This window comes from Sphingobacterium cavernae, assembly GCF_008520265.1.
GTDB lineage: Bacteria > Bacteroidota > Bacteroidia > Sphingobacteriales > Sphingobacteriaceae > Sphingobacterium > Sphingobacterium cavernae.
The window spans coordinates 117,156-142,054 of the sequence record NZ_VIQM01000097.1 but is presented as its reverse complement, the minus strand read 5'-3'; the positions used below and the strand labels follow the sequence as shown (position 1 = coordinate 142,054).

At 34.5% G+C, this 24,899-nt stretch carries 28 protein-coding genes, 1 tRNA gene and 1 pseudogene; 15 read left to right on the top strand and 15 right to left on the bottom strand.

The annotated features are described in order from the left end of the window. A partial coding sequence (locus FLS47_RS19110) for a DUF4372 domain-containing protein (RefSeq protein WP_149915475.1) occupies positions 1–152 on the bottom strand: 152 nt, incomplete at its 3' end. A 359-nt stretch (positions 153–511) separates the two neighbouring features. Continuing rightward, positions 512–596 (bottom strand) — tRNA-Ser (locus FLS47_RS16770). Positions 597–756: 160 nt separating this feature from the next. On the opposite strand from FLS47_RS16770, the gene ispE reads away from it, so the two are divergent. Beyond that, positions 757–1,566: a 4-(cytidine 5'-diphospho)-2-C-methyl-D-erythritol kinase gene (gene ispE / locus FLS47_RS16765; RefSeq protein WP_149915474.1), complete on the top strand. Its 810-nt coding sequence runs from the start codon at positions 757–759 to the stop codon at positions 1,564–1,566. A 27-nt stretch (positions 1,567–1,593) separates the two neighbouring features. Here ispE and FLS47_RS16760 read toward each other — a convergent pair whose 3' ends face one another. Both FLS47_RS16760 and FLS47_RS16755 read right to left on the bottom strand, forming a co-directional pair. Continuing rightward, positions 1,594–2,835, bottom strand: coding sequence for a PQQ-dependent sugar dehydrogenase (locus FLS47_RS16760; RefSeq protein ID WP_149915473.1), 1,242 nt, complete (start codon positions 2,833–2,835; stop codon positions 1,594–1,596). Positions 2,836–2,990: 155 nt separating this feature from the next. Then, complete coding sequence (locus FLS47_RS16755; protein ID WP_149915472.1) at positions 2,991–4,229, bottom strand: PQQ-dependent sugar dehydrogenase; 1,239 nt, start codon at positions 4,227–4,229, stop codon at positions 2,991–2,993. A 147-nt stretch (positions 4,230–4,376) separates the two neighbouring features. Between FLS47_RS16755 and FLS47_RS16750 the strand changes: the two genes are divergently transcribed. Beyond that, entirely contained in the window at positions 4,377–5,093 is a 717-nt protein-coding gene (locus tag FLS47_RS16750) for a class I SAM-dependent methyltransferase (RefSeq protein WP_149915471.1), read from the top strand. A gap of 107 nt (positions 5,094–5,200) precedes the next feature. Beyond that, positions 5,201–5,536 carry a hypothetical protein gene (locus FLS47_RS16745; protein WP_149915470.1) on the top strand — a complete coding sequence of 112 codons (336 nt, stop codon included), beginning with the start codon at positions 5,201–5,203 and terminating at the stop codon, positions 5,534–5,536. Between the two features lie 282 nt (positions 5,537–5,818). On the opposite strand, the gene FLS47_RS16740 is transcribed toward FLS47_RS16745, so the two are convergent. Further along, positions 5,819–7,450, bottom strand: a complete 1,632-nt coding sequence (locus FLS47_RS16740) for an ABC-F family ATP-binding cassette domain-containing protein (protein WP_149915469.1) — start codon at positions 7,448–7,450, stop codon at positions 5,819–5,821. Between the two features lie 166 nt (positions 7,451–7,616). On the opposite strand from FLS47_RS16740, the gene FLS47_RS16735 reads away from it, so the two are divergent. After that, the gene (locus tag FLS47_RS16735; RefSeq protein WP_149915468.1) at positions 7,617–8,486 is read left to right on the top strand and encodes a helix-turn-helix domain-containing protein; all 870 of its coding nucleotides are present in this window, start codon (positions 7,617–7,619) and stop codon (positions 8,484–8,486) included. Positions 8,487–8,637: 151 nt separating this feature from the next. After that, positions 8,638–10,137 carry an acyl-CoA dehydrogenase family protein gene (locus FLS47_RS16730; RefSeq protein WP_149915467.1) on the top strand — a complete coding sequence of 500 codons (1,500 nt, stop codon included), beginning with the start codon at positions 8,638–8,640 and terminating at the stop codon, positions 10,135–10,137. Positions 10,138–10,177: 40 nt separating this feature from the next. Here the strand turns inward: FLS47_RS16730 and FLS47_RS16725 are convergent, their stop codons facing one another. Next, entirely contained in the window at positions 10,178–10,936 is a 759-nt protein-coding gene (locus tag FLS47_RS16725; RefSeq protein ID WP_223225397.1) for a metallophosphoesterase, read from the bottom strand. 13 nt (positions 10,937–10,949) lie between these two features. Between FLS47_RS16725 and FLS47_RS16720 the strand changes: the two genes are divergently transcribed. Next, a complete protein-coding gene (locus FLS47_RS16720) occupies positions 10,950–11,492 on the top strand; it encodes a TraX family protein (RefSeq protein ID WP_149915466.1) in 543 nt (180 codons plus the stop codon). Here FLS47_RS16720 and FLS47_RS16715 read toward each other — a convergent pair. The 3 genes from FLS47_RS16715 to FLS47_RS16705 are packed head-to-tail and all read right to left on the bottom strand — an operon-like array spanning position 11,451 to position 14,289. Continuing rightward, positions 11,451–12,836: an exonuclease domain-containing protein gene (locus FLS47_RS16715; protein WP_149915465.1), complete on the bottom strand. Its 1,386-nt coding sequence runs from the start codon at positions 12,834–12,836 to the stop codon at positions 11,451–11,453. The genes FLS47_RS16720 and FLS47_RS16715 overlap by 42 nt on opposite strands. A 27-nt stretch (positions 12,837–12,863) precedes the next feature. After that, positions 12,864–13,628 carry a sulfite exporter TauE/SafE family protein gene (locus FLS47_RS16710; protein WP_149915464.1) on the bottom strand — a complete coding sequence of 255 codons (765 nt, stop codon included), beginning with the start codon at positions 13,626–13,628 and terminating at the stop codon, positions 12,864–12,866. A 1-nt stretch (position 13,629) separates the two neighbouring features. Then, positions 13,630–14,289: an HAD family hydrolase gene (locus FLS47_RS16705; RefSeq protein WP_149915463.1), complete on the bottom strand. Its 660-nt coding sequence runs from the start codon at positions 14,287–14,289 to the stop codon at positions 13,630–13,632. 96 nt (positions 14,290–14,385) lie between these two features. Here FLS47_RS16705 and FLS47_RS16700 point away from each other — a divergent pair, with 96 nt between their 5' ends. Continuing rightward, a complete protein-coding gene (locus FLS47_RS16700; protein WP_149915462.1) occupies positions 14,386–14,682 on the top strand; it encodes a hypothetical protein in 297 nt (98 codons plus the stop codon). A 5-nt stretch (positions 14,683–14,687) separates the two neighbouring features. Here FLS47_RS16700 and FLS47_RS16695 read toward each other — a convergent pair whose 3' ends face one another. Continuing rightward, positions 14,688–15,839 carry a serine hydrolase domain-containing protein gene (locus tag FLS47_RS16695; RefSeq protein ID WP_149915461.1) on the bottom strand — a complete coding sequence of 384 codons (1,152 nt, stop codon included), beginning with the start codon at positions 15,837–15,839 and terminating at the stop codon, positions 14,688–14,690. Between the two features lie 131 nt (positions 15,840–15,970). Here FLS47_RS16695 and FLS47_RS16690 point away from each other — a divergent pair, with 131 nt between their 5' ends. From FLS47_RS16690 to FLS47_RS16665, 6 genes are all read left to right on the top strand, one after another. After that, positions 15,971–16,837, top strand: coding sequence for an SPFH domain-containing protein (locus tag FLS47_RS16690; RefSeq protein WP_149915460.1), 867 nt, complete (start codon positions 15,971–15,973; stop codon positions 16,835–16,837). 26 nt (positions 16,838–16,863) lie between these two features. Beyond that, entirely contained in the window at positions 16,864–17,019 is a 156-nt protein-coding gene (locus FLS47_RS16685; protein ID WP_149915459.1) for an Arc family DNA binding domain-containing protein, read from the top strand. 143 nt (positions 17,020–17,162) lie between these two features. Next, positions 17,163–17,987 (top strand): ABC transporter ATP-binding protein, encoded by an 825-nt coding sequence (locus FLS47_RS16680; protein ID WP_149915458.1) that lies wholly within the window; start codon positions 17,163–17,165, stop codon positions 17,985–17,987. A gap of 9 nt (positions 17,988–17,996) precedes the next feature. Next, positions 17,997–18,803: a hypothetical protein gene (locus FLS47_RS16675; RefSeq protein ID WP_149915457.1), complete on the top strand. Its 807-nt coding sequence runs from the start codon at positions 17,997–17,999 to the stop codon at positions 18,801–18,803. A 1-nt stretch (position 18,804) separates the two neighbouring features. Beyond that, positions 18,805–19,182 (top strand): GntR family transcriptional regulator, encoded by a 378-nt coding sequence (locus tag FLS47_RS16670; protein ID WP_149915456.1) that lies wholly within the window; start codon positions 18,805–18,807, stop codon positions 19,180–19,182. Position 19,183: 1 nt separating this feature from the next. Further along, complete coding sequence (locus FLS47_RS16665) at positions 19,184–20,011, top strand: hypothetical protein (RefSeq protein ID WP_149915455.1); 828 nt, start codon at positions 19,184–19,186, stop codon at positions 20,009–20,011. 50 nt (positions 20,012–20,061) lie between these two features. Here the strand turns inward: FLS47_RS16665 and FLS47_RS16660 are convergent, their stop codons facing one another. The 5 genes and pseudogenes from FLS47_RS16660 to FLS47_RS16640 form a co-directional block, all read right to left on the bottom strand. Next, on the bottom strand, positions 20,062–20,391 hold the full coding sequence (locus FLS47_RS16660) for an LPXTG cell wall anchor domain-containing protein (protein WP_149915454.1): 330 nt from the start codon (positions 20,389–20,391) through the stop codon (positions 20,062–20,064). A gap of 89 nt (positions 20,392–20,480) precedes the next feature. Then, positions 20,481–20,924: a 50S ribosomal protein L9 gene (gene rplI / locus FLS47_RS16655; protein WP_149915453.1), complete on the bottom strand. Its 444-nt coding sequence runs from the start codon at positions 20,922–20,924 to the stop codon at positions 20,481–20,483. A 14-nt stretch (positions 20,925–20,938) separates the two neighbouring features. After that, positions 20,939–21,202 (bottom strand): 30S ribosomal protein S18, encoded by a 264-nt coding sequence (gene rpsR, locus FLS47_RS16650; RefSeq protein WP_149915452.1) that lies wholly within the window; start codon positions 21,200–21,202, stop codon positions 20,939–20,941. Next, positions 21,202–21,570 carry a 30S ribosomal protein S6 gene (rpsF, locus tag FLS47_RS16645; protein ID WP_149915451.1) on the bottom strand — a complete coding sequence of 123 codons (369 nt, stop codon included), beginning with the start codon at positions 21,568–21,570 and terminating at the stop codon, positions 21,202–21,204. Before rpsF ends, rpsR begins: the two co-directional genes overlap by 1 nt. A gap of 833 nt (positions 21,571–22,403) precedes the next feature. After that, positions 22,404–22,685, bottom strand: a pseudogene (locus FLS47_RS16640) (GIN domain-containing protein); the annotation flags it as partial. A gap of 179 nt (positions 22,686–22,864) precedes the next feature. Here FLS47_RS16640 and FLS47_RS16635 point away from each other — a divergent pair. Continuing rightward, positions 22,865–23,425 (top strand): Crp/Fnr family transcriptional regulator, encoded by a 561-nt coding sequence (locus tag FLS47_RS16635; RefSeq protein ID WP_149915449.1) that lies wholly within the window; start codon positions 22,865–22,867, stop codon positions 23,423–23,425. Positions 23,426–23,508: 83 nt separating this feature from the next. Then, on the top strand, positions 23,509–24,897 hold the full coding sequence (locus FLS47_RS16630; protein ID WP_149915448.1) for a TolC family protein: 1,389 nt from the start codon (positions 23,509–23,511) through the stop codon (positions 24,895–24,897). Positions 24,898–24,899: the final 2 nt, after the last annotated feature.

The window sequence follows — 24,899 nt, the reverse complement described above, 5'->3', positions numbered from 1 at the left end:
AACATACTAATCAGGTGGTCTTTAGTTGTAAAACGTTTAACGTAACGATCCGAACTGCTTTTTTTTACTGCACTTTTTATGATCTTATCGTCAATTAACGAAATCAGCTGTCCGAAAACAGATTTGCAAGAAAAATAATTACTTTTACTCATCGTATTTTTAGTTGTGGTAAACCAAATCTACGATTACTTTAAAGAAGCCAATAAATTGGCTTCTTTTTTTTACAGATTTTACCGGACATCAGTGATTAAAATATAGTAATAATACATTTTAGGATTGCCTTACTCAATTTTCTGAAGATGGATAACCTGAATTTTTTATTAAATATTGGAATTTACAAATAATTCACATTTCAACATTCTGTTAAGAGTCCTTGTAAAAGTTTTGAACTATTATGAAATTCGAATAAATGTTAAATACATAAAAATTTGCTTTGGGATAGGGGTATACAAAAAAAAATCCCTAAAACGTTTAAATTATAGGGATTTGATATATTTTATCATTTAAGATGCGGAGAGCGAGGGATTCGAACCCCCGAACCTGTGACAGTTAACGGTTTTCAAGACCGCCGCATTCGACCACTCTGCCAGCTCTCCGCCACAAAAGTAGAAATTCTTACTAGATCTACAAAACTTATTTTACGCTTGTATCTTTACACCTTGAAAATGAGCCTAATTAATTTGATTTTGCTGTTTTGCTAAATAAAACCACATTGAAATCTTTTCTACCTTTGGCATTATTTCGTTATTTTGTACTATGATTTCGTTCGCAAACGCAAAAATAAATTTAGGATTATCTATCACCGAAAAACGTCCAGATGGTTATCACAACATTGAAACGATGTTTTATCCAATAAAGATGTATGATGTGTTGGAATTTGGTGATGCGGATACGTATTCTTTTGAAGCTTTTGGTATAGATATTCCAGAGGATGGAGTTAACTTATGCACGAAGGCTTATCAAATTTTAAAAAACGATTTTCCAGCAATCCAACCAATTTCTATTAAACTACTTAAGAATATTCCTGTAGGGGCAGGCTTAGGAGGTGGATCTTCAGATGCTGCTTATGTGTTAAAGGCAATCAACGATCTTAATAAGATAGGATTAAGTAAAGAACAATTGCAACAGTATGCAAGTAAGTTAGGAGCTGATTGTCCTTTTTTTATTTCAAATAAACCTGTATTTGCAGAAGGAATAGGTACAGAATTTAGCGAAGTAGAGGTTGATTTATCTACGTATTTCATCGTGATAATTAAACCTGAAATTCATATTTCTACAGCTGAAGCGTATAGCAATATTACGCCTCAAGTACCAAAAGTAGATTTGCGTAGAGCTATTAAATTGCCTATACAAGAGTGGAAATACTATATTACGAATGATTTCGAATTAGGAATTTTTGAAAAATATCCTTTGATTCAAGATATAAAAAACAAACTCTATGAAAAAGGCGCATTGTACTCCTCAATGTCAGGTTCGGGTTCGTCTGTATTCGGTATATTTGAGGAAGAAATAAATCTTGATGATATTTCGGATTTGGGAAAAGTTTATTATCCTGTAGAAATATAGAAAATATAAAATTACAAAGAAGTAGCGCTACTTCTTTGTAATTTTATAAAGTTTACCTGCATCTGTAACGGTATACAATTCTCCATTTTTACCCTCTACCACATCACGGAAACGTTCTGCTTCACGAGATAGAAGTCTTTCTTCGCCGACAACTTTATTGTTATTAATCACCAGACGTGCAATGTGAGTGCTGCTCAATCCTGCAATAAATAAATTGTTTTTCCATTCTGGAATACCTTTTCCCGAATAAAAAGTCATGCCTGAAGGGGACAAAACGGGATCCCAATAGTATACTGGTTGTTCCATTCCTTTTTTTGCTTGTATTGTTGGTTCACCAATTTGCTTACCTGAATACTCGATGCCGTATGTTATTACTGGCCAACCGTAGTTTTTAGCAGGTCTAATAAGATTCAATTCGTCACCACCTCGTGGGCCAAATTCTGCGGCCCATAGTGTGCCATTGCTAGGGTGAAAAGCTATTCCTTGAGGGTTACGGTGTCCGTATGAATAGATTTCAGGCAAGGCGTTTTTGTTGTTTGCAAAAGGATTATTTGCAGCTGGCTTACCATCTTTCGTTATACGGATTATCTTTCCTAAAGAACTTTTTAAGTCTTGAGCCAATACCCTTGTCGATTGATCCGAACGCTCGCCAATAGTTACTAATAAATTACCTGACTTATCAAAAACCAAACGTCCACCATAATGTAATGCACCGCGATGGGTGTGAGTAGAGCGGTATATGACTTTAGCATTTTGCATGGATTTTTCATCTTTAGAGAGGGTACCTTTAGCTACGGCAGTATGGTTTCCGTTTGTACCAGTCTCTGTAAATGCCCAATAAACAGTTCTATTGATTGAGAATTGTTGATCCAAAACTAAACCTAATAAACCGCCTTGTGCGCGTGCATCTACTTTGGGTAGTCCTGCGATTGCTTCACTGATATTTCCAGCAGCATTGACGATTCGCATATTACCTTCCTTTTCGGTTATTAATAATTTGCCGTCCGACAATATAGCAATTCCCCATGGAGATTTCAATTTATTCGTCATGACCTTGAAGTCATAGGCAGTTTTAGTTTTTACACCACCGATTCTAGTTTGTCCTGCAAATGCTGGTTTATAATTTGTATTTGCTTTATTCTTTTCAACAGGAGCAATTGTGTCTTTTTGTATTAAAGGCAAGTGAATAAATGTAGTATGCTGAGGTATTGATGATGAAGATAATAGGAGTGTAGTTGCTACACTAGCTGTGAGTATTAGGTTTTTCATAAATTAAGTTTTGTTGTCCAAATTTATTAAAAAGAGAACAGATAAAAAGTTATTTGTTTATTCCCAATTTCTAAAAAAACAAGAAAAGCCCTCTAATTCTTGTGATTAGAGGACTTAGCTTTGTATTGTAAAGAATATTTTACGCTAAATGATGCTTATTTTTTGCCAATGCTGTATAATTTTCCGCCATCAGTGACAGCTAATAACTCACCATTAATGCCTTGAACTACATCACGGAATCTTTCACCTTCTTTAGCTAATAGACGCTCTTCACCCACTACTTTATTGTCTTTGATGACAATTCGTGCAATGTGTGTACTGCTTAACCCTCCGATGAAAAGATTGTTTTTCCATTCAGGAATAGCATCACCTGAATAGAACGTCATGCCTGCAGGAGATAAAACTGGATCCCAATAATAAACGGGTTGTTCCATACCTTCTTTAACCTGTATTGGCGGATTGCCAATTTCTTCACCACTGTATTCAATGCCATAAGTAATCGTCGGCCAGCCGTAATTTTTACCTGCCTTAACACGATTCAATTCGTCACCACCGCGTGGCCCAAATTCCGATTCCCAAAGATCTCCAGTTTCTGGATGAAATGCGATACCTTGCGGATTACGGTGTCCATATGAGTAGATTTCTGGTAAAGCATCTGCCTTGCCCGAAAACGGATTGTCACTTGCTGGTTTACCATCTTTCGTGATGCGAATCAATTTTCCTAAGGTAGATTTTAAATCTTGTGCTAATGCACGTGTAGGTAAATCAGAACGCTCACCACTTGTCACAATCAAATGACCTGTTTTATCAAATATTAAACGACCGCCGTAGTGTAGCTTGCCATTATAAGTTGGTGTCGTACGATAAATTACGGTCACGTCTACTACCGATTTCTCGTCATCTGCCAAGCGACCTTTAGCCACAGCTGTATGATTTCCGCCCGATACGGGTTCCGTGTACGCCCAATAAATTGTTTTGTTACTCGCATATTCTGGATCTAATGTGATACCTAACAAACCACCTTGACCGTCATTGTCCACCTTTGGTAACCCATTAATGGCTTCGCTCACCATACCATCATTCGCCACTAGACGCAATACACCTTCTTTTTCGGTAATCAAAAATCTACCGTCAGGAAGAACTGCAATACCCCAAGGGGATTTCAATTTATTGGTAATTACTCTACTTTCATAAGGTGTAGTCGTTTTTACCCCAGCTATACGTGTCTGTCCTTCGAAGGCAGGCTTGTAATTTGTGTTTGCTTTACCAGTTTCTACTGGAGGAAGCGTGTCTGTCTGCTGTGATGTTTCTTCTCCTTTTGTATTATTCTCGTTGGTACAAGATGACGCAATAATAATAGATGCAAATATTGCAGTATAAAAAAGTTTGTTCATATTAAATGTTAAGTTTTGTAGGCTAAGATATTAAATTTATAGTAATACTCTTTATCATAAACATTCAAACTCTTGAAAAGTTCTTAATTAAGATCAATAAAAAGTAAGCCAATATTATTTATTATCTTGTAATAAATTTGATAATTCATGAACCATAAAGCAACCCTTAAGGAAATAGAAGAGCGTTTTGATAATGATGTAACACGTTTTTCGAATTTGGAGACTGGGCAGTTGACCACTTTGGATGCAAAATTCAATATGGAACTTATCACAGAGGGTATTGTTCGAAGCAATCCCAATGTACAACATGTATTAGATATTGGTTGTGGTGCTGGTAATTATGATATTAGTCTTTTGCAACGGAAGTCGCCTTTACATATCACTTTATCCGATTTAAGTCAGCCAATGCTTGATAAAGCTAAGGAAAGGGTAGATGCTGTAAATTTCGGAGGTTCTTGTCAAAAGATAAAGGGAGATTTTAGGAAGATTGAGGTTGCTGATGAATCTTTTGATGTTATAATTGCAACAGCTACATTACATCACCTTCGTGACGATGCGGATTGGGAATATACCTTTGCAATGCTGTATCGAAAATTGAGGAAGGGTGGAAGTATATGGATATTCGATTTAATAACGCAAGATTCTGACTTATTACAAGAATTTATTTACAAGGTTCGTTATGGTGACTACTTAGTGTCATTGAAAGATGAAGCTTACCGCGATCATGTTTTTGATTACATCGACAAAGAAGATTCTCCACGAAGCTTGATGTACCAGCTGGATTTATTGCGCAAGGTCGGTTTTTCGAAAGTGGATGTTCTTCATAAGAATTTGTGTTTTGCTAGTTTTGTAGGTGTGAAGTAAAGATTTTTAAATGAAAGATTTTAGACTAATTATAGTTGTTTGCTTATTATCTTCTTGTAATAATAATCAAGAATTTTCCGGCAATGAAGTTGAAAAAAAGTTAACTTTTGACTGATTACACTACTGAAGATAAATACAATAGTCTTCTGAAATCTGCTATCAATGATGGTAATGTTGACTCTTATAATGAAATTGTAAATATGATGTTTTTGTATAATGATCTAGCTGAAGCTTATTATTATTCACAAATTATGGCCTTTAAATATAATTGCGCGGAAGCATATTACAATCTTTATCAGGTTTTAAGCAATAAGGGAACAATAAATGACATTAATACGTATAGCGATGATGAGTATACAAATAATATGGCAAAATATTATCTTCTAAAATCTTACGAATTGGGATATAAAGATTCGAAAAAGTATATTAAAGACATTTTTTAAAGAAAATAAAATTCCATCATCTTTTGAATATATTAATTTTCAGAAGTTAAATAATCTTACAACTAAATAGATTGTTTGTTTTTTCAAGGATAATTTAATAAATAACTAAACTTTTCATATATAGCATTTCGATTAATCTAAGCTTCTCAACAAAACCAATAAGAAGGAGCTTTACTAAGTGCTCAAGTAATTATTTTCTTATTAGCAACTTGGTTAACATTCAATAGAAAATCCCCAACTAGCTAAGCTGATTGGGGATTTTCCTATATACTTAAGATAGTCTTATTTTACTTTGTACATTTCTTCACGTTGTGCTTTTACGACATCAGAGTTAATGTATTCGTCGTACGTCATCAATTTATCGATAATACCGTTAGGTGTTAATTCGATGATACGATTCGCAACAGTTTCAGTTAACTCGTGGTCACGTGATGTAAACAACATCGAACCTTTGAAGTCTTTCATGCCATTATTCAATGCTGTGATTGATTCCAAATCCAAGTGGTTGGTTGGTTCGTCAAAGATTAAGAAGTTAGCACCTTGCAACATCATTTTGGAGAACATACAGCGCATTTTCTCACCACCTGATAATACAGAAACTTTTTTCATCACTTCTTCACCAGAGAACAACATTTTACCTAAAAAACCACGGATAAATTGCTCATCAGCATCAGGTTTTGTAGTATAGTTACGTAACCAATCTACTAGGTTTTCGTTATTACCATCAAAGTAAGACGAATTATCCATTGGCATATCCGTAGGAGTGATGGTTACACCCCATTTGAATTCACCTGTATAATCTTTGTCACGTCCAGTAAGGATTTCGTAGAAAGCCGTAGTAACCAAATTATTTTGACTCAATACAGCAATTTTATCGCCTTTATTCATCATGAATGTGATGTCCTTGAAGAATACTTCACCATTCACTGTTTTACTCAGACCTTCAACATTTAAGATTTGATCTCCAGGCTCTCTATCATACGTGTTAAACATGATAGCAGGATACTTACGATTCGAAGGCTTGATCTCATCAAGATTGATTTTATCTAAGGCTTTCTTACGTGAAGTCGCTTGTTTTGATTTGGAAGCATTTGCAGAGAAACGACGAATAAATTCTTGTAACTCTTTTACTTTATCTTCCATTTTCTTGTTTTGGTCAGTACGTTGTTTCAATGCCAACTGCGATGATTCATACCAGAATGTATAGTTACCGGAATAAATAGTCATCTTACTGAAATCGATGTCCACGATGTGCGTACATACATGGTCTAAGAAGTGACGGTCATGGGATACGACCAATACGATAGCTTCATAAGACGCTAAAAAATCTTCTAACCAAGCAATGGTATTGATATCCAAATCGTTGGTAGGCTCGTCCAAAATCAAAATATCTGGTTTACCAAAAAGCGCTTGTGCTAGTAACACACGTACTTTCTCGTTACCATCTAATTCTTTTAATTGTTTGTAGTGTTGGTCTTCTTTGATACCTAAGTTGCTCAATAGGGTAGCAGCATTACTTTCCGCATTCCAACCATCCATTTCAGCAAATAAGCTTTCTAATTCACCTGCACGTTCACCATCAGCGTCAGTGAAATCTTCTTTCATATAGATTTCATCTTTCTCTTTCATGATTTTGTACAGTTCTTGATTTCCGATCATCACGGTCTCAAGCACACTGAATTCATCAAATTCATAGTGATTTTGCTTCAATACAGACATGCGCTCACCTGGTGTGAATGCTACAGAACCTGTACTAGGGTCAATTTCACCCGATATAATTTTTAAAAAGGTTGATTTACCAGCACCATTAGCACCAATAATACCGTAACAATTTCCAGAAGTAAATTTTAAATTAACATCTTCGAATAGCACACGTTTGCCAAAACGAAGAGATAGATTGGATACATTAATCATGGGGGCAAAGATACAGTTTTATTCATTAAAATGTATACGTGTAAAGTACCTGCAATGTAATTTATTACAGTGTGATAGCGGTTAAATTTGTATAGTTCATAAGCGATTAATTTTGTAAACTATTAAATATACATTAGTTTAGAAGACGTTTTAACGGTTTCATAGGATGAAAAAGAACAAGATATATGCAGATGAGTTTGTTTCCAAGTTTATGGAAGGGAGCTTACAGCATCTGAAGTATATCCAAACTCCAATCAAAATATTCGCTCTAAAGGATATTGCTCCCTATTTAAGAACGCCAATTCCACCGATATTTTTCGGTTATAATTTATTAATACATCTTACAAAAGGATATTTTCAACATCAGATCGAATCCACACAGTTTTTAGTAAAAGCCCCAGCCGTAATAATAGCTAACTATGGACATATATCTGCTATTAGCGATGTAGACAAGAATGCAGAAGGACATTGTGTGCTGATCAAAGAGCAGGCTATGACTTCGATCTTGCGGGATCAAGAGACCTTGAATATTTTTAATATTGCTCCATTGCTCAATTTGAATCTTGAAGAAAGTAGAGATTTGGACTCGATGTTGCAACTGTTGTATAAAGAAATTTACGATCAAAATCCGTATCAGTCCTATTACGAAAGTATTTTTAAAACCATTCTATTAAAGATTATCAAACTTTCGGATGCGAATACCACTCTTCAGCGTAATCAAGAAATTGCAATAGCTTTTAAACAATTGGTTTACTTGGATTTTTTTAAAGAAAAGTCTGTTACATATTACGCAGATAAATTATCCGTGTCTACCAATTACCTCAATCGTTGTGTTTCAGGGGTTTTTAATAAGTCTGCTAAGCAAGTCATATTGGAAGTGGCTATTATGCATAGCCAGTTGCTTTTGGTCGAAACGAATAAACCTATAGCAACAATAGCGTATGAATTGGAATTTGAAGACCCTTCTTATTTTACTCGATTATTTAAAAAACTTGTAGGTATTACTCCTAAAGAATACCGCAATAGGACAATGTAAAAAACTGTTAATGCACGATTTGTCCTGTTATTTGTTCTGTTTTTAATAGTTAGTGCCTCTCTTATCGGTTAATTTTACGAATGTAAGTGCAGTTGCACTATTTGCACTATGAAAAACACACTGAACATAAAAGAATTAAATTACAAAAGATATGAGTCAATTAGTTGAGCAAGCAGATTTTAAGACATACATTGCTGACTTTTCAAAACATTTACGCGAACTATTTAGAAACGAATATGATTTCAATAAAATAAGTCTAAGTCGCGATTTACCGCCAGAATTTAGAGCAAAGATTATGTCTAAAAATCCATTGGCGGTAGCTATACCGGAGTTACATGGTGGTCGAGGAGTAAATGTAAAAGAATGTTTGGGAGTACTTGCTGCAGCTTCATACGAGTCATTGTCTTTGTCTTTAATCTTTGGTATAAACATCGCGTTATTTCTAGAGCCATTAGCTAAATACGGTAACTACAATGTTCAAGAGCGTATTTTCAAAAAATTCTTGGAAGAGAAAGCAATGGGTGGTTTGATGATCACCGAAAAAGCTTATGGAAGTGATGCGCTAAATATGAAAACATCCTTTCAAGAAGTTGATGGTGGGTATAAAATTAATGGTGAAAAACATTGGCAGGGTTTAAGTGGTGCAGCAGATTTTTGGTTAGTGACTGCGCGTAAGGCAAATGATAACGGTGATTTGGCACGGGATATAGATTTCTTTGTGACAGATGATAAAAATCCTGCGCAACATATTCCAATGGTGGAGCGTTATAATAATTTAGGATTGTATGCGATTCCTTATGGGGTCAATCAAATAGATATTACTGTTCCTGAAGAACAAAAATTACAGCCCGAAAGTACAGGTTTGAAATTGATGTTGGATATGTTGCACCGTAGTCGTCTCCAATTTCCAGGTATGGGATTAGGATTTATCAAACGACTAATGGATGAATCATTGGCACACTGCCAAAATAGAATAGTTGGTAATGCTCCTCTAGCGAATTTGGATGCTGTTAAATTTCAACTTTCACGCATTCAAGCAGCATATACTATTTGTTCAGGAATGTGTCACTATAGTACTTCAAATAGTGGTATTGATAAAGATTTGGCTACGGCTGCCGTTGAAGCCAATTCATTGAAAGCATTGATTACTGATTTAATGCAAGAATCAGCTCAAATAGCTTTGCAGTTGGCCGGGGCAAACGGTTATCGTTTGGATCATATTGCTGGAAGAGCAGTAGTTGATAGTAGACCTTTCCAAATTTTTGAAGGTTCCAATGAGATGCTTTATGGGCAGATAGCTGATTCTATTTTAAAGCTAATGCGTAAATCAAAAGAAAAAAGTTTAGCTAATTTCTTGTCGACTTATACGAATACAAATGATAGCATTCCTTACTTTGCTAACTTATTAAACTTCACTATTGACTCTTCAGTCAACCAGCGTGACGCAATTACGTTAGGTCGTATTATTGCGCGTGTGATTAGTTTCCAATTTGTGTTACATATGAATGGATTTAATTCAGAACTAATTGAGTTGACTCGTCAACATATGGTCACGGACATCACAATGTTGGTAGGTCAATATTTATCAAAAAATACAGCTAGCCCAATTTTTGAATACCATGAAAATTCAGATTGGATGAATTTTGCCTAATTATTCATAAAAATTAGGAAAGGGTAGAAAATAAATCTTTCTACCCTTTCTTTTTTAATGTAAATACTGTTATTTCTGGTCTTACATTCCACCTGACGCGAATGGAATGCCCTAATCCTTTGTTTATATATAATGTTCTTCCGTTAGAAAGGTGTTTCAAACCTTCATCATAATTTTTATTATCAACAGGAATAATACTGGCTTTAGAAAAGGGGAGACGTACTTGGCCGCCATGCGTATGTCCAGATAAAATCCAACCATCATACCCGTTCCAAACATCTAGATCACATACATCTGGATTATGCACCAAAACAAGATTAGCTTTTTCTCGGCTATATAAATCCATTGCACTGTCTGGATAAAAATTAGTTCTCCAATAATCATCTATACCAATTACATTGAGCCCATTTATATTTAAATTTGTATTGCGTAAAACAGTAATTCCGTTATTGACAAGTATCTGAACTAAGGAATCAGCTAGGGATCCATTTCTGGCAAGTATTCCGTAATCATGATTTCCGAGAATTGCTACAGTTGCTAACTTTCCCTTTGGTGAATATTCAAGAATTTTTTGTAACTGATCAAATGGAGCTTGATTAACATTTACAGCACTTATATAATCACCTGTGAAAACTAAAATATCAGGATTTATATCACATATTTTTTTTTTAATTTGTCTAATTATATACTCTTCGTCAACCGTTTCACCAATGTGTATGTCTGAAATCTGCACTAGCTTTTTGCCAACCAATGATTCTGGGAGATTTGTAATAGGCATAACGTATTGATTCCATTCCACCCAACGCGGTTCTATGCGCCAAATGTATACACCAAGTGATAATGAAATTAGGTTTACGCATACTAAAAGTAGTAAACACTATTTTTTTCGTTTGTTTATGTTTGCTCTACTTTCAGAGATTCCTTATGATCTAGCGTTTGGAGGTCAATGGTTTGATTCTTCGCGACAGAATATATTCTTCACCTTGCTAGCAGGATTATCAGCGTTAATGGTAATAGATTCAAACAAAATATCCTCTGATGTGAAGATATTGCTTATCGTAGCGTTGGTCACAGCAGCTAATCTTTTTCATTTTGATTACTATTATTTGGGAGTTCTACAAGTTGTTTGTTTTTATGTGTTTCGGACGAATGTACTGAAGCAATTTCTTACTGTGGGGATTTTAAACTTATTTTACATGTTTAGGATATCTACGCAATCGGCGGCAATTCTCGGTCTATTGCCTATTTATTTATACAATGGTGAGCGCGATAAGAAAACTGGGATAGTATTCTACATATTCTATCCTGCGCATTTATTCATATTCTGGATTATTAAAAGGTACTTTGTTGGCTAGTTTTTTTACCTTTCTTGGATATCTTTCGATGAATTGAAGAACCAATGAATTCATATAGTAGTTACTTACGCACTTGTCTTCGTCATTAATTACATCTTCATAATCTCGAATGTCTAAATCCACATCAAAATAACCAAAAGCATGTAAGTTGTTATTTTTGAAGAGTATATAGGATTTTTCGTCCAAATGTCTACCTTGATCAATCACTAGAAAAGATTGCGATTCCATTTTAACTTTTTCTAAAGCTAGTTCGACTTTTTCATTGTGTTCAACAGAAGATGGGAGAGTACTGTAGTCTAACTTTGGCTTTGATTCATTGTGTACGCTGTAGAAGTAACACAACTTATTGTCTAGTTCGAATTCCTCCATCAGTTGCAAAAGCATTTGATTGGCTTCGTAAGGACGCTCAAAGTGTTGTACAGCGCTCGCGTGTTTGTCATAAGGTGAAACGATAAGGCGTACGTAATCATTCTGATCCGTATATTGAATCAATGAAAATTTTGGTTCAAACTTTTTCAACGCACGATTGTGCGTTGGCCAATGCTGCTTGATTAGCTTACATTCGGTGAGCAAAGACATTAACTCCGTTCCAGTTTCGATGTAATCTATATGATGTATATCATTGATAAAAGCTTGTCTTTTTTGCGTCCCATTTGTTCCCGAAAAATGACTTAGCACTCTTTTTTGAATATTTACAGCTTTGCCCACATAAATAATTTTGCCTACTGCATTATGAAAGATATATACGCCAGTTGTTTCGGGGAGTTTAAGGAAATCTTCCTCATTGATATGTGTTGGCAGGCGGTGTTCTTTAGTTTTCCGTAGCGTACTTTCAATCAGCTTCTCCTTGTCCTCTCGTACGAGTTTTTCAAAAAGTGTCACAGTTGCTTCCGCGTCTCCCATAGCGCGGTGTCTATCGTGAATTCGTATGCCAAGATTTTGACACAATTTCCCTAAACTGTACGAAGATTGATTCGGAATTATTTTGCGCGAAAGTCGGACAGTACACAATTTGGGAGCTCGCCACGAATAGCCAGCATTTTTTAATTCTTCGACGATAAACGAATAATCGAAATTGACGTTGTGTGCGACAAAGATTCGCTTGTGTAATAATCCGTATACAGTGGATGCTATATCTTTGAATGTCGGTGCATCTTCCACCATTTCATTTGTAATGCCAGTCAAGGCTTGAATATGAAAGGGAATAGGAGAATCGGGATTTACTAAGGACTGAAATTTCTCTAAAATATGCGTTCCATCGTGGATGACAATTGCTATCTCTGTTATTTTATTCCCTGCTGCATACGAACCAGTCGTCTCAATATCCACAATCGCATATTCCATACGACAAAAGTACAAACAAGTTTTTGATTAGAGAATTATCAATAAGATAGAAGCAATGATTACCAAAGCGATAATTATGTGTCGGAAGGTTTTTTCGGGTAAAACTTTAATAATTTTAATTCCAATAAATCCACCCAATAGAATAAAGGGCAAAGCCATAAGATTTAATATAATTCCTTCCCAAGTAATATTGTGCCACACAAATACTTGAAGTGGAATCTTACTCAAATTTAATATGAAAATAAACCAAGCAGATGTAGCTGCAAAAGCAATTTTATCTAAACGCTTTGAAAGCATATATACAGAAAGGGCAGGCCCAGCCGCATTGCCTATCATCGTAGAAAAACCTAATATAAATCCAAATAGCGGCGAATACCATTTTTTATTAGTCAATAGCTTCTGTTTTTCTAAAGATGATTTTTCCATCCAAAGCATAATGAAAACGCCAACTATTATGCAGATTCCAATACAGATTTTAAAAGTCTTATCGTCGATGTAATTTCCCAACAATAACCCTATGAAAAGCCCAAAGAAAGCTAGCGGTAATAATTTTTTGACTTCATGCCACAGAAATGCCTTTCGATAATAAATTACAGCCACCAAATCTGCAAAACAAAGCAGAATTAGCACAATTCCTGTAGAATATTTTGCCCCGAAGAGTAAAGCAAAAAGAGGCACAGCTAATGTTCCAATGTTTTGAATTCCCGTTTTGGAAATACCAATCAACATGGCGCACGTAAAATACAACGCCCAACCATAAGGACTTGAAATCAATTGCAGTGCCTCTTCCATTTTAAGATTTTAGTATATCAAGAACCTTTGCAGCATTGATCTCTGAATAATCATTAATGTAATAGTCGCATTTCGGTAATTGTTCTTTCGTATGCGAACTTAATACAGCTACTACTTTCATTCCTGCATTTAATCCTGCAGTGACACCAGAAAATGAATCTTCAAAGACGACACAATTGCTTGGCTCAACACCTAATCTGGCGGCTGAATTTAAATAAACTTCAGGATGTGGTTTATGCAAAGTCACATCTTCACTAGCCATTAAAGATTGCATTTGCTCACGAATACCTAATTGATCAATTATCATATCCATATTTGCTCGTGGAGCTGAGGTGCATACCGCGGTTTTGAAATTGTTGGCTTTCAGATCCGCTAAAAATTCTTTGTAATGGAGTATAGTTTCTACTTTATCTTTATAGAGGTCGCGAAACAATTGTTCCTTTTCATTTTCTAATTGAAGTAGTTCTTCACCATGTACTGGTCTTTTGAAAAAGTAAGTCATGATGTGACTGTTGTGTTTACCATACATATGATCTTCAAACTCTTGCTCTGAGTATGGAATTTGGTATTTGTCAAAAAAAGCTTCGAATGCTTTAGCGTGATGCGGATTGGTATGGCAGATTACACCATCCATATCAAATAATACGGCATATTGATTCATAGGGCAAATATAGCTATAAATTAAGGCTATAGCGTCATAATTGTGTGTAAGTTATTTGATGAAAATCGGACATAATTATTATTTTTGGCAATGCCAATGAAAAACTTTCTTACAATAATTATAGCCATACTTTTTTTAGCCTGTGACAATGATGTGTACGAGACACACACCAAGCAAGGTGTATTTACCATTACCAAAATAAAACGAAGTGGTAAAAGACATCTTCGCGGATTCTATGTCGAAGGATTTGAAAAGAAAGTCAAATACAGTGATATACGAAATGGAAAATACAACGTAGGCGATAAAGTTCAATTGAATTATGATTCTGTAATTAATAAAACCAAAGGAACCTATAAGATAGTATTGCAACGCAGAATAGATGTCGAAAAATAGCTTAATTAAATACCCATCATTTTATAAGCTTGTTCAATATATTGATAGAAAGCCCCTTGTGGATCTTGTTTGTTTTTCTTATCATGCAAATGACCTAATCGAACAATTAAAATATTATCCGCCGGAATTGAAATAACAAATTGCCCTAAATGACCATCCATATAGAATACTTTCTTGCCCTTATATTCATTCAGCCACCAACTGTAACCATAATTTTGTGAATCCAAAGCTGCTGGCGTTATTGAATTTTGCACGTAAGAAGAATCTAGAAGTTGCTTTTCACCCCAACGTCCATTTTGGGTATACAATTTTCCAAAACGTGCGAAATCGCGTGCATTACTTGCAATACAACAATATGTTTTTTCAACACCATCCTGAGGTGAGAATTGCCAAAGTGCATCATTTTCAGCGCCCATTGGCTTCCAAAAATGTTCGGACAAAAATTCTGATAGCGAAACAGGAAGGGCTTTAGCCAATACCATTCCTAGTAATTGCGTGTCACCGCTTTGGTATTTAAATTTTTGATTTGGTTTGTCCTTTATTGGCAATTCCAACATGGCTTTGCTGATATCTTTGTAAAAATAAGCTTTAGTTGTAATTGAAAAAGGGGAATAGTATTTTTCATCCCATTGCAATCCCGATCGCATGGAAACTAAATCACGGATAGTCAATTCATCTGCGTATTCGCCTTGTAATTCGGGTAAATAGCTTTTCACTTTTTCATCCAAACTAATTATATAGCCTAGTTCTAAGGCTTTGCCTAATAGGGCAGCAGAAATGCTTTTGGCCATAGAAAATGAGTTTGTCAACGATTTTTCGTTAAAACCATCGTAATATTTTTCAAACCAGATACTGTCATTCTTTATAATCAAATATGCTATGCTTTTATTAGCAAGGTGGATAGAATCTAATACAGGTGTAGAACTGCTTTTATTGTAATCTACCGATTGTGGCCAAGGTTGAGGTGTTCCTTTTTCGATTTTTCTGTTCTCAAAATATTTATAATCCTCCAAAAAAGCAGATGTATGTCCTGTCAAGTAAACTGTACGTACAGCCTTGAGAATATACCCATTACCTGTAAATAATAGACCTAAAGAAATAACTGTTATAAGCACGATAAGACTACCAATTAGCCATTTGAGTATGTTGAGTATCATATATTCGGTTTATAAAAAATAAAGATACATAATGTTTTAAAATAATGAGATTCAAATATTTTTTGAAATTTAATTTTATTTTGATATATTTATGATATCAAAATGATATCAAATTTTAACACTTATAAATTATGGAAAAAGTTATTAAGCCTACCTCAGGATATTCTGCAATCGGAATTGGCATTGTTTTGTTATTAATGTCTGGTTACATTGTATATTTATCTGTCTTAAACGATCGACCAGGATTTATATTCCTCGGTATTCTAGTTTTTTTAGCCTCAGTTTTTATTTTTAAAGGAATTCTGATTGTGCATCCGAATCATTCACGTGTATTGAATTTCTTTGGTAGCTATGTAGGCACAATTAAGGAAAATGGATTGTTTTTTGTGAATCCATTGTATACAGCGACAAAAATGTCTTTGCGTTCGGAAAACTTACAAGGACAAACGTTAAAGGTTAATGATAAAATGGGTAATCCTATTGAAATCGGTGCGGTAATCGTTTGGAAAATAGGGGATACGTATAAAGCTGCGTACGATGTAGAACGCGTGTTTGATTATGTGCGCGCACAATCCGAAGCTGCGGTTCGTCATTTGGCGGTGAGTTTTGCATACGATGATTTGGAAGATGATACGGCTGAGATTACCTTGCGAAATGGTGGGGAAGAAGTAAATCACATTTTGGAAAATGAATTGACAGAGCGCTTGTCAAAAGCAGGTATAGTTGTGCAAGAAGCTCGTATTAGCCACTTGGCTTATGCGGCAGAGATTGCTGGAGCGATGTTGCAAAGACAGCAAGCTGCAGCAATTGTAGCAGCGCGTGCAAAGATCGTTGACGGTGCTGTTGGGATGGTAGATATGGCGTTGAAAAAATTATCCGCTGAGAATATTGTGGAATTGGATGATGAGCGCAAAGCAGCCATGGTAAGCAATCTAATGGTTGTATTATGCGGCGAAAAAGCAGCACAACCAATTGTAAATACAGGTTCCTTGTATTAATAATAGGAGCATCAAAGTGATTTGATATGAAGAAAAAAAGTTTTGTGGTGAGGATAGATGAGGATACATTCAAGCTACTTGAAAAGTGGGCGCAGGATGAATTTCGTAGTGTCAATGGTCAAATTGAATTTTTACTACATGAAGCCCTGGTGAAGAGCAAACGGAAAAAGAATAAGGAATAATAGTTTTTAAGAGAGATTTTCGAATCTCTCTTTTCGTTTATATAAGGTATTCAAATTACTTAAAACAAAAATTTATTTTCAAAAATAGTTGAAATATAAATTTTTCGATTTATATTAGTGTATCATTTAAATAGTACACTAGTATGATAGCAATTAAAAACTTAAATTTTAGTTATACCAAAAACAAACCAATCTTTTCAGATTTGAATCTAGATTTGGATACAGGGCATATCTATGGACTCCTCGGTAAGAATGGGGCAGGAAAATCGACGCTTCTGAAGAATATGATTGGATTAGTATATCCCAATTCAGGCGAGATTTTAATTCTTGGACAGAATGTGCAACAGCGAAATCCTTCTTTATTGCAAGAGATTTGCTTTATACCAGAGGATTTGTATTTACCTGATGTATCGGTAAAAAGTTATCTAAAGTCTAACACATGCTTTTATCCTAATTTTGATGAGAGCTACTTTCAAAAACTCTTTACCGAATTTCAGATTCCTGCGAATCAAAATTTAGGAAATATGAGTTACGGGCAGAAGAAGAAATTCTTGATTTCGTTTGGTTTAGCGACCAACACTAAAGTAGTCATCATGGATGAACCGACTAATGGATTGGATATTCCGTCCAAAGCACAGTTCAGAAAGGTTCTTGCAGCCGTAATGAATGAAGATCGTGTGATTGTGATTTCTACGCACCAAGTCCGTGATTTGGACAATTTGATTGATTCTGTCATTATTTTGGATCAACATCGTATTGTTTTGAATGAATCTATTCAAACTATTGCAGATCGATTGCACTTTAAAAAAGTTACGGAATTGAGCCAAGATATACTGTATGCTGAACAAGGAATTGGAACATACAATGTTATCTCAACGAATGCTGATTTTGAAGATTCGAAAATTGATCTTGAATTGCTGTTCAATGCGGTAACCGTAGAAAATGAAAAAATTACCAACCAATTTTAACCACAGAATATGAATAATACATTTGATTTTAATCGTTTCAAATTGCTAATTGGTAGACAATGGCAATCTTATAAAAAAGAGTATTTCCTTATTGTTGGTGTTTTGTTGGCAATAATTCTTTATTTCTATGGGAATGAACTTTACAAAGTTTTCAAGGAAGGTGATATTGTTATGTATAACAATGATTTTAGGTTCAGAATTCCTTTATTTATTATTCTTGGACTTCTTTATATTTCTTTAACAGCTAGTTCTTATTTTAAAAATTACGGAAAATCGAATGCGGCTATAGCGGAGATATTAGTTCCAGCTTCTAAATTAGAAAAATTTCTTGCAGGCATAGTTTACTCAACAGGTTTAGGATTTGTAACATATTTACTTCTATTTCATATTATAGATTTTGGGTTTATGAATTACGTGCGTTCATTTACGACAAGCACAACATCGTACATGGAAAATGGTAAAGAAATAGTACGCGATAACTTAAATTTCTTACACAAGGTGATATATATAGATCCAGTGAAATATTTTGTATTTCTACCGTTTACTATTAATGCGCTTTTTTTGTTGGGCTCAATTTATTTTAAGAACAAGCAGTTTATAAAAACAATAGTTTCCGTTGCTGTATATGCTGGACTTTGTTTTTTTCTAATTTATAGTATTTATAGATTATTCTTTTTAGGACACATGCAGTTGGACAAAAATAATATAGATGACAATAAGGATTTGATTAAATTTTTATTTGCTGCGATGGGTTGGACTATAACGATTATTTTGTGGACAATCACGTATGTCCGATTGAAAGAAAAGGAGGCTTAATATGGATTTTAACCCGAATAAAGCAATTTATTTGCAAATAGTAGATCATATATGTGAAAATATTCTGCTAGGTACGTGGCCAATCGATTCCAAATTACCGTCCGTGCGCGAGTTAGCTATAGAAATAGCCGTGAACCCAAATACAGTCATGCGTACTTATGATTTTTTGCAGCAGCAAGGTATTATTTCGAATAAGCGTGGCGTTGGTTTTTTTGTGACAACAGATTCTTTTTCACAAATAAAAAGGTATAAGAAAGAAGTTTTCGTGAAAGAAGATCTTCCTCAAGTTTTCAAAAACATCTATCTTCTTGATATCTCATTAGATGAGTTGAAAGAGAGATATGATGCTTTCATTAATGAAAATTATAAATCGAACTAAAATGAAATTAAGTAATAAATTATTAATAGGGCTTGGTATAGGCTTATTTACACTTATTTTGAGTGGTGTCATCATAGCAAATACTGGTGGTGTGGATCAAGCAGAGTATTGGAAAAGCATAGAAAACGAAGCTAAAAATTTCTCGTCAGAAAGTAAATATTTGAAGGGTAATAAGCTCAATACTTACAACAGTATAAAATTAAATAGTGAACACAGTAGAGGAGTGCAACTGCATTTAATTAAAGATGAGACATATGGATTCAAAAGTAATTCTGAGGCAAATGAAGTAGAAGTTTCTTCTAATGATAATGAAGGACTTGTTTTAAATTTTAAAACAAAGTCATATCATCACTTACATGTTTACCTGTACGCGCCTCATTTTGAGAATGTGACTTTGTCAAATTTAAATCTAGATGAGTTGGTTACATCAGAAGATTCATTGAAATTGGACATTCTAAATGCCTCATGGGGATCTTATAATATAGATAATGAAAGTTTAAAATTTTTGAATCTGAGTTTAACGAATTCGTCTATTGATAATACGCTAAAAATTGGGAAATTGGAAAACTTAAATCTAAAATTGACTAATTCAGCGGTAAAACTTCAGCCATCCTCGATTAAAGGTTTAACCGTTCAGGCAGAGAATTCCAGATTCGCTATTGAAGAGCCAAATGGTCCTACAACAATCTCTAGTTTATCCGTTGTTACACAAGGCAAATCAATTATTAGTCTGCCAAATAAAATTTCTGTAGACAAAATAGAAGGAAATCTTTCTGATAGTACATCTACAAATTTTCCTGTATTTCTGCTAAAGAATTTAATCAAGTAAAATTAAAATCTCAAACATAACAAAAGCGTCATTTATGACGCTTTTGTTGTTTAATCTCTTCTTAAAAATTCTCTGTCTTCATCTGACAAGCCATCATTAGGCTTGTATGGCGAATCTATATAATTATCTTCTTCTGGTTGCGCAGCAATTGGAGGTTGATACACTGGATTATTAATTCCGTATTCCGAAGGATGTTTTTTTCTACGTCTAAATAGTATTCCCCCAGTAATAACACCGAGAATAAAGAATATGCCTAATATTAATAATTTGGAGGTACGGATATCGCCAAATAACCAAAAAGAACTTTCTTCTTTATTATTGAAAAGGATGATAGCTACAAGAGCTAAAAGTATAGCAGTGAATATTGATTTTGGACTCATATCAAAATACTATTTTATTGAGACACAAACATAACAAAAAAGGAGATAACCGATGGGTTATCTCCTTTATATTTTGAGTGAATAACTAATTATTCAGCTACTACTTCGAAAGGAACTTGAACTTTCACTTCTTTGTGTAAGTTTAAGTTTGCGATGTATTCACCTACAGATTTAGGCTCTACTTCGAAAGTGATACGGCGACGGTCAACGTCATAACCTTGAGCTTTCAATGCATCAGCAATTTGGATGCTATTTACTTTACCAAAGATTTTACCAGACTCACCAGCTTTAGCACCGATAGACAACTTAACGTTTTCTAATTTAGCAGCTAATTCAGTAGCATCTTTCTTAATTTTATCTTGTTTGAACTGAGCTTGTTTGATGTTCTCAGCCAACACTTTTTTAGCAGATGAAGTTGCTAATGTAGCAAATCCTTGAGGAATTAAGTAGTTACGGCCGTAACCTGGTTTTACTACTACGATATCGTCTTTCTCACCAAGGTGCTTAACATCTTGTTTTAATATAATTTCCATTTATCGTATCCTCCTTATTTTAATGAATCAGCTACGTAAGGTAATAAGCCTACGATACGCGCACGTTTCACAGCTTGAGCAACTTTACGTTGGAATTTCAATGATGTACCAGTAAGACGACGAGGTAAGATTTTACCTTGATCGTTAACGAATTTCATTAAGAAGTTAGCATCTTTATAATCGATATATTTGATACCATTCTTTTTGAAACGACAGTATTTTTTACGGTTGTCCTCTACTTTAGGAGCAGTCACGTATTGGATGTTTTCCTTTGACATTATTTTGCTACCTCCTCAGTTTTAGTTTCAGCTTTCTTGTTGAATGCACCGCTACGTTTTTTCTCGCTGTAAGCAATTGCATGCTTATCTAAAGCGATAGTCATAAAACGCATAACACGCTCATCACGCTTGTATTCAAGCTCTAATTTTTTAATTAATTCACCTGGAGCCTTGAATTCAGTTAAGTGATAAAATCCAGTAGATTTTTTCTGGATTGGATACGCTAATTTTCTCAAACCCCAATTATCTTCAGCGATAATTTCGGCTCCGCCTTCTGTTAAGATGTTTTTGAATTTAGCAATTGCCTCTTTCGCAGCATCTTCTGAAAGCAACGGGGTAAGAATGATTACAGATTCGTACTGTTGCATTGTTTAAATAATTATTTTAATTTAAATATTTCCGCACTTACGGAAGTGCAAAAGTAGATAAAAAATATTATTTATCAAAGGGTTTGTTGAAAATTATGATATCTGTTTTGTTTGAACCGCGAGTGCCTCATAATTTGGTCTTGACGTAAGAATGGAACAAAAAGTTTCAGGCTTGGATGATTTAGCTAAATTATCTAGGGCGCTTTCTTCTGGTAGAAACTTTTTTTAAATATACTTCTGCAAAAACTTTACGCTTTCTTAAGACTTCAATTCAGAGATTCTTCCTTTTGTCGGAATAACAGTGTAAATTTTAAATAAAAGTACAATCCTTACAACTACTTAAATATCGCCTTATCGGATCTGCAATAGCAGGAAAAGTGAGCCATTGTGCCGATACTGTACAGCGATGATTTTTTGTTTCTTTTTATAAAAAAAGAAAGAGCCTGTCTGGCGGTGAAGACATAGGAGGATTTGGCAAAAAGGACAAAACTTTTTGTAACCTCGCTCAAGCCGCGAGGGGCTAATACTTTTTTTTTGATAAAAAAGTATTCAAAAAATCAAGGCTTGGATATTTTGGCTAAAATCAACTCTTTTCCGCTAAACAGATTTGAGCCGTTTCACTTTTTAAATCTGTTTCTAACGCTTCAACTTCGTTGATTTCTTTACGCCAAACCATCCTAGGCCGTTTCTCTTGGTAGGTGCTAATAAAATATTTTTAATACACATTCAATGCTTTCAACTACTAAAATATCGTCTTAGTGAGTTTCCGATTGTAGGTCATATTAAACCCAATACAATATCTAAATATTACCTTTTACAAATCATCTGACTTCTTATGACCTCTTAACTAATTTTCCACTAGAAGAAGTTTTATTTTCTAAAATTTGAGTAGGTTCTTTTATATATGTAATATTTGCGGACGAGGATAGGTTACTTCGTAATGTTTGGGCTGTCGTAATGTTTAATTTAGCGGAAGAACTTCCATCACAAACTACGTTACGAACAGAAGCCTGCGTTAAATCCAATTTTGCTGAAGAACTCATTTTTATATTGGAATCTTCAATTTTGCCAGCTAAGAATATTTTTGTGGAACTCGATGCAGAAATGTTAAGTTTTGATGCGTCAACATGATTTGTTTGTTAATATTTGCGTCTTTTATAGAGGCGCAAGAACATACAGCAAGTACAAGTAGAAAATATAAGATAGTGTGAATTTTCATAATTCAAGTTTTCTTTTACTAAATATAATTAATATTGTGATTTCTTGTCTTATCTTTTGATTTCTATATTTGTCTATGACGTTAATCGAGCATTTCAAAAATTTATATCAAATCGATGATGAATTAGAAGAATTTTTTGATTCTATCAGCGAAACGAGGGAGTTCGCAAAGGGCGAATTTATTTTTGAACCGAATAGTTACCTGAGACATATTTATTTTGTGGAATGTGGATTCACACGTGTCTATTATTACAAGAATCGAAAGGATATAACGCATTACTTTTTCGGTCAAAACACGTTCAGTACAGGTATTGAAAGTGTTTTTTACCAAAAGCCAAGTTTATTTGGTTTCCAAGCATTAGCTCCATCAAAAATTACGTTACTACCTTTTGCGCCTATACGCGAGATGGCGAATATAAGTATTACGATGAACCATATCATCGAGAAAATACTTTTGGATAATCTTATTTCTTTCTCAAAAAGGTTTTACAACAGCCAATTTGAAACGGCTCATGAGCGATATGAATCATTATTAACTGAAAATCCATCCTTACTCCAAAATGCGAGTTTAGGTCATGTTGCTTCATATTTAGGTGTATCTCAACAAACATTATCCGTAATCCGAGGAATGAAGTAATTACATTTTTTAAGATATCTGAAAAATTTTCATTAAAACAAATACTACCTTTGTGTTGTTGTAGGAAATACAAATAATTTTTTATGAAAAAAAATATTTTAATAATTATTTATGTTTTATTGATTGTATGTGGATATCAATCTTATACGTATGCGCAGGAGCAATTGAAAACTTTCAAATCAAGTGTTGTAAAGGCATTAGACCACAATAAATCTATTCAGAATGCTAAACTGGAAAATCAAAAAGTAACATTGGATCGGGAAGTAGTCCAAGGTAAACTATTGCCTAAGGTATCATTGAATGCGCTTTATGGTTATGTGAACTCGGGGCTAGACATTGATTTGCCAACGCAACAGCTGCCTATCACAGGCATAAACCTTTTTGAAGGAACTACCAAAGGAAACATTTCTTCTCAAGTCTTTACTACGGGTGTCACAGCCACTCAGGTGCTATTTAGTGGATTGCAGATTACGAACGGCCAAAAGGCTTTGGAACATAAATACAAAGCACAGGCATTACTTACGGAAACTGGATATGATCAATTGGCACAAGAAGTCATTACTTCCTATGATCAGTTAATGTTACTAAAAGAAGTGGATTTGCTAATTACTGATTCTGAAAAACGCCTGAATAAAGAGCATCTTAAAGTAGTAAAAGCAATAGAGAATGGCGTAGCTATTCCTTACGATCGTGATAAAATTAAGTTGGCGATGTTGGAATTGGAAAGTAAACGTGCTGAAGTCGAGAGCAATCGCGAATTATTGTATTATAAATTGGAAGAATTAACAGGACTTCCTACGGAAGAATTAAAAGAAGTAAACTATTCACTAGAGCAAATCGTGTTGACCGATGAGGCTACAGTGATGAATCGTAAGGAATTAGAAGCATTAGAAGCTTCGCATAAAGCTTTGGAATACGTTTTGAAAAAGGAGAAAGGAGCTCAATTGCCGATGGTATTTGCATTTGGAAATGTTTCCTATTTGAATGCATTTGATATGAAAACTACCATCAAAGATGTACCGCAGTTAGGTGATCTTCATTTCAAATCTAATCACCTCCGTACGGCTCCAAATTTTGCGATTGGTGTAGGAATGAAATGGAATATTTTTGAAGGAAAGTCTCACAAAGCTCAAATTCAAAAAGCCAAATTGGATTTGCAAATTCAGGACAACAAATTAGCAGATACAAAGGAAAAGCTTGGTTTATTGCAACGCAAAACACAATCTGACTATGAGTTAGCATTAAAGAAAGTGTCTGTGAACCAGCAACAAATGACTATCGCCAAAAATAACTTGAACTTGGCATCTCGCCAATTTGAAGAAGGCTTGCAAGATGTAACCGAAAGATTGGAAGCGGAAAATGAATACTACAAGCAATCACTTAATTATTACCATCAGGTATTGAATCAGCGTATGACGGCGACAGAAGTATTGAAATCAAACGGAAATTTATATCAAACCATTATTAGATAATC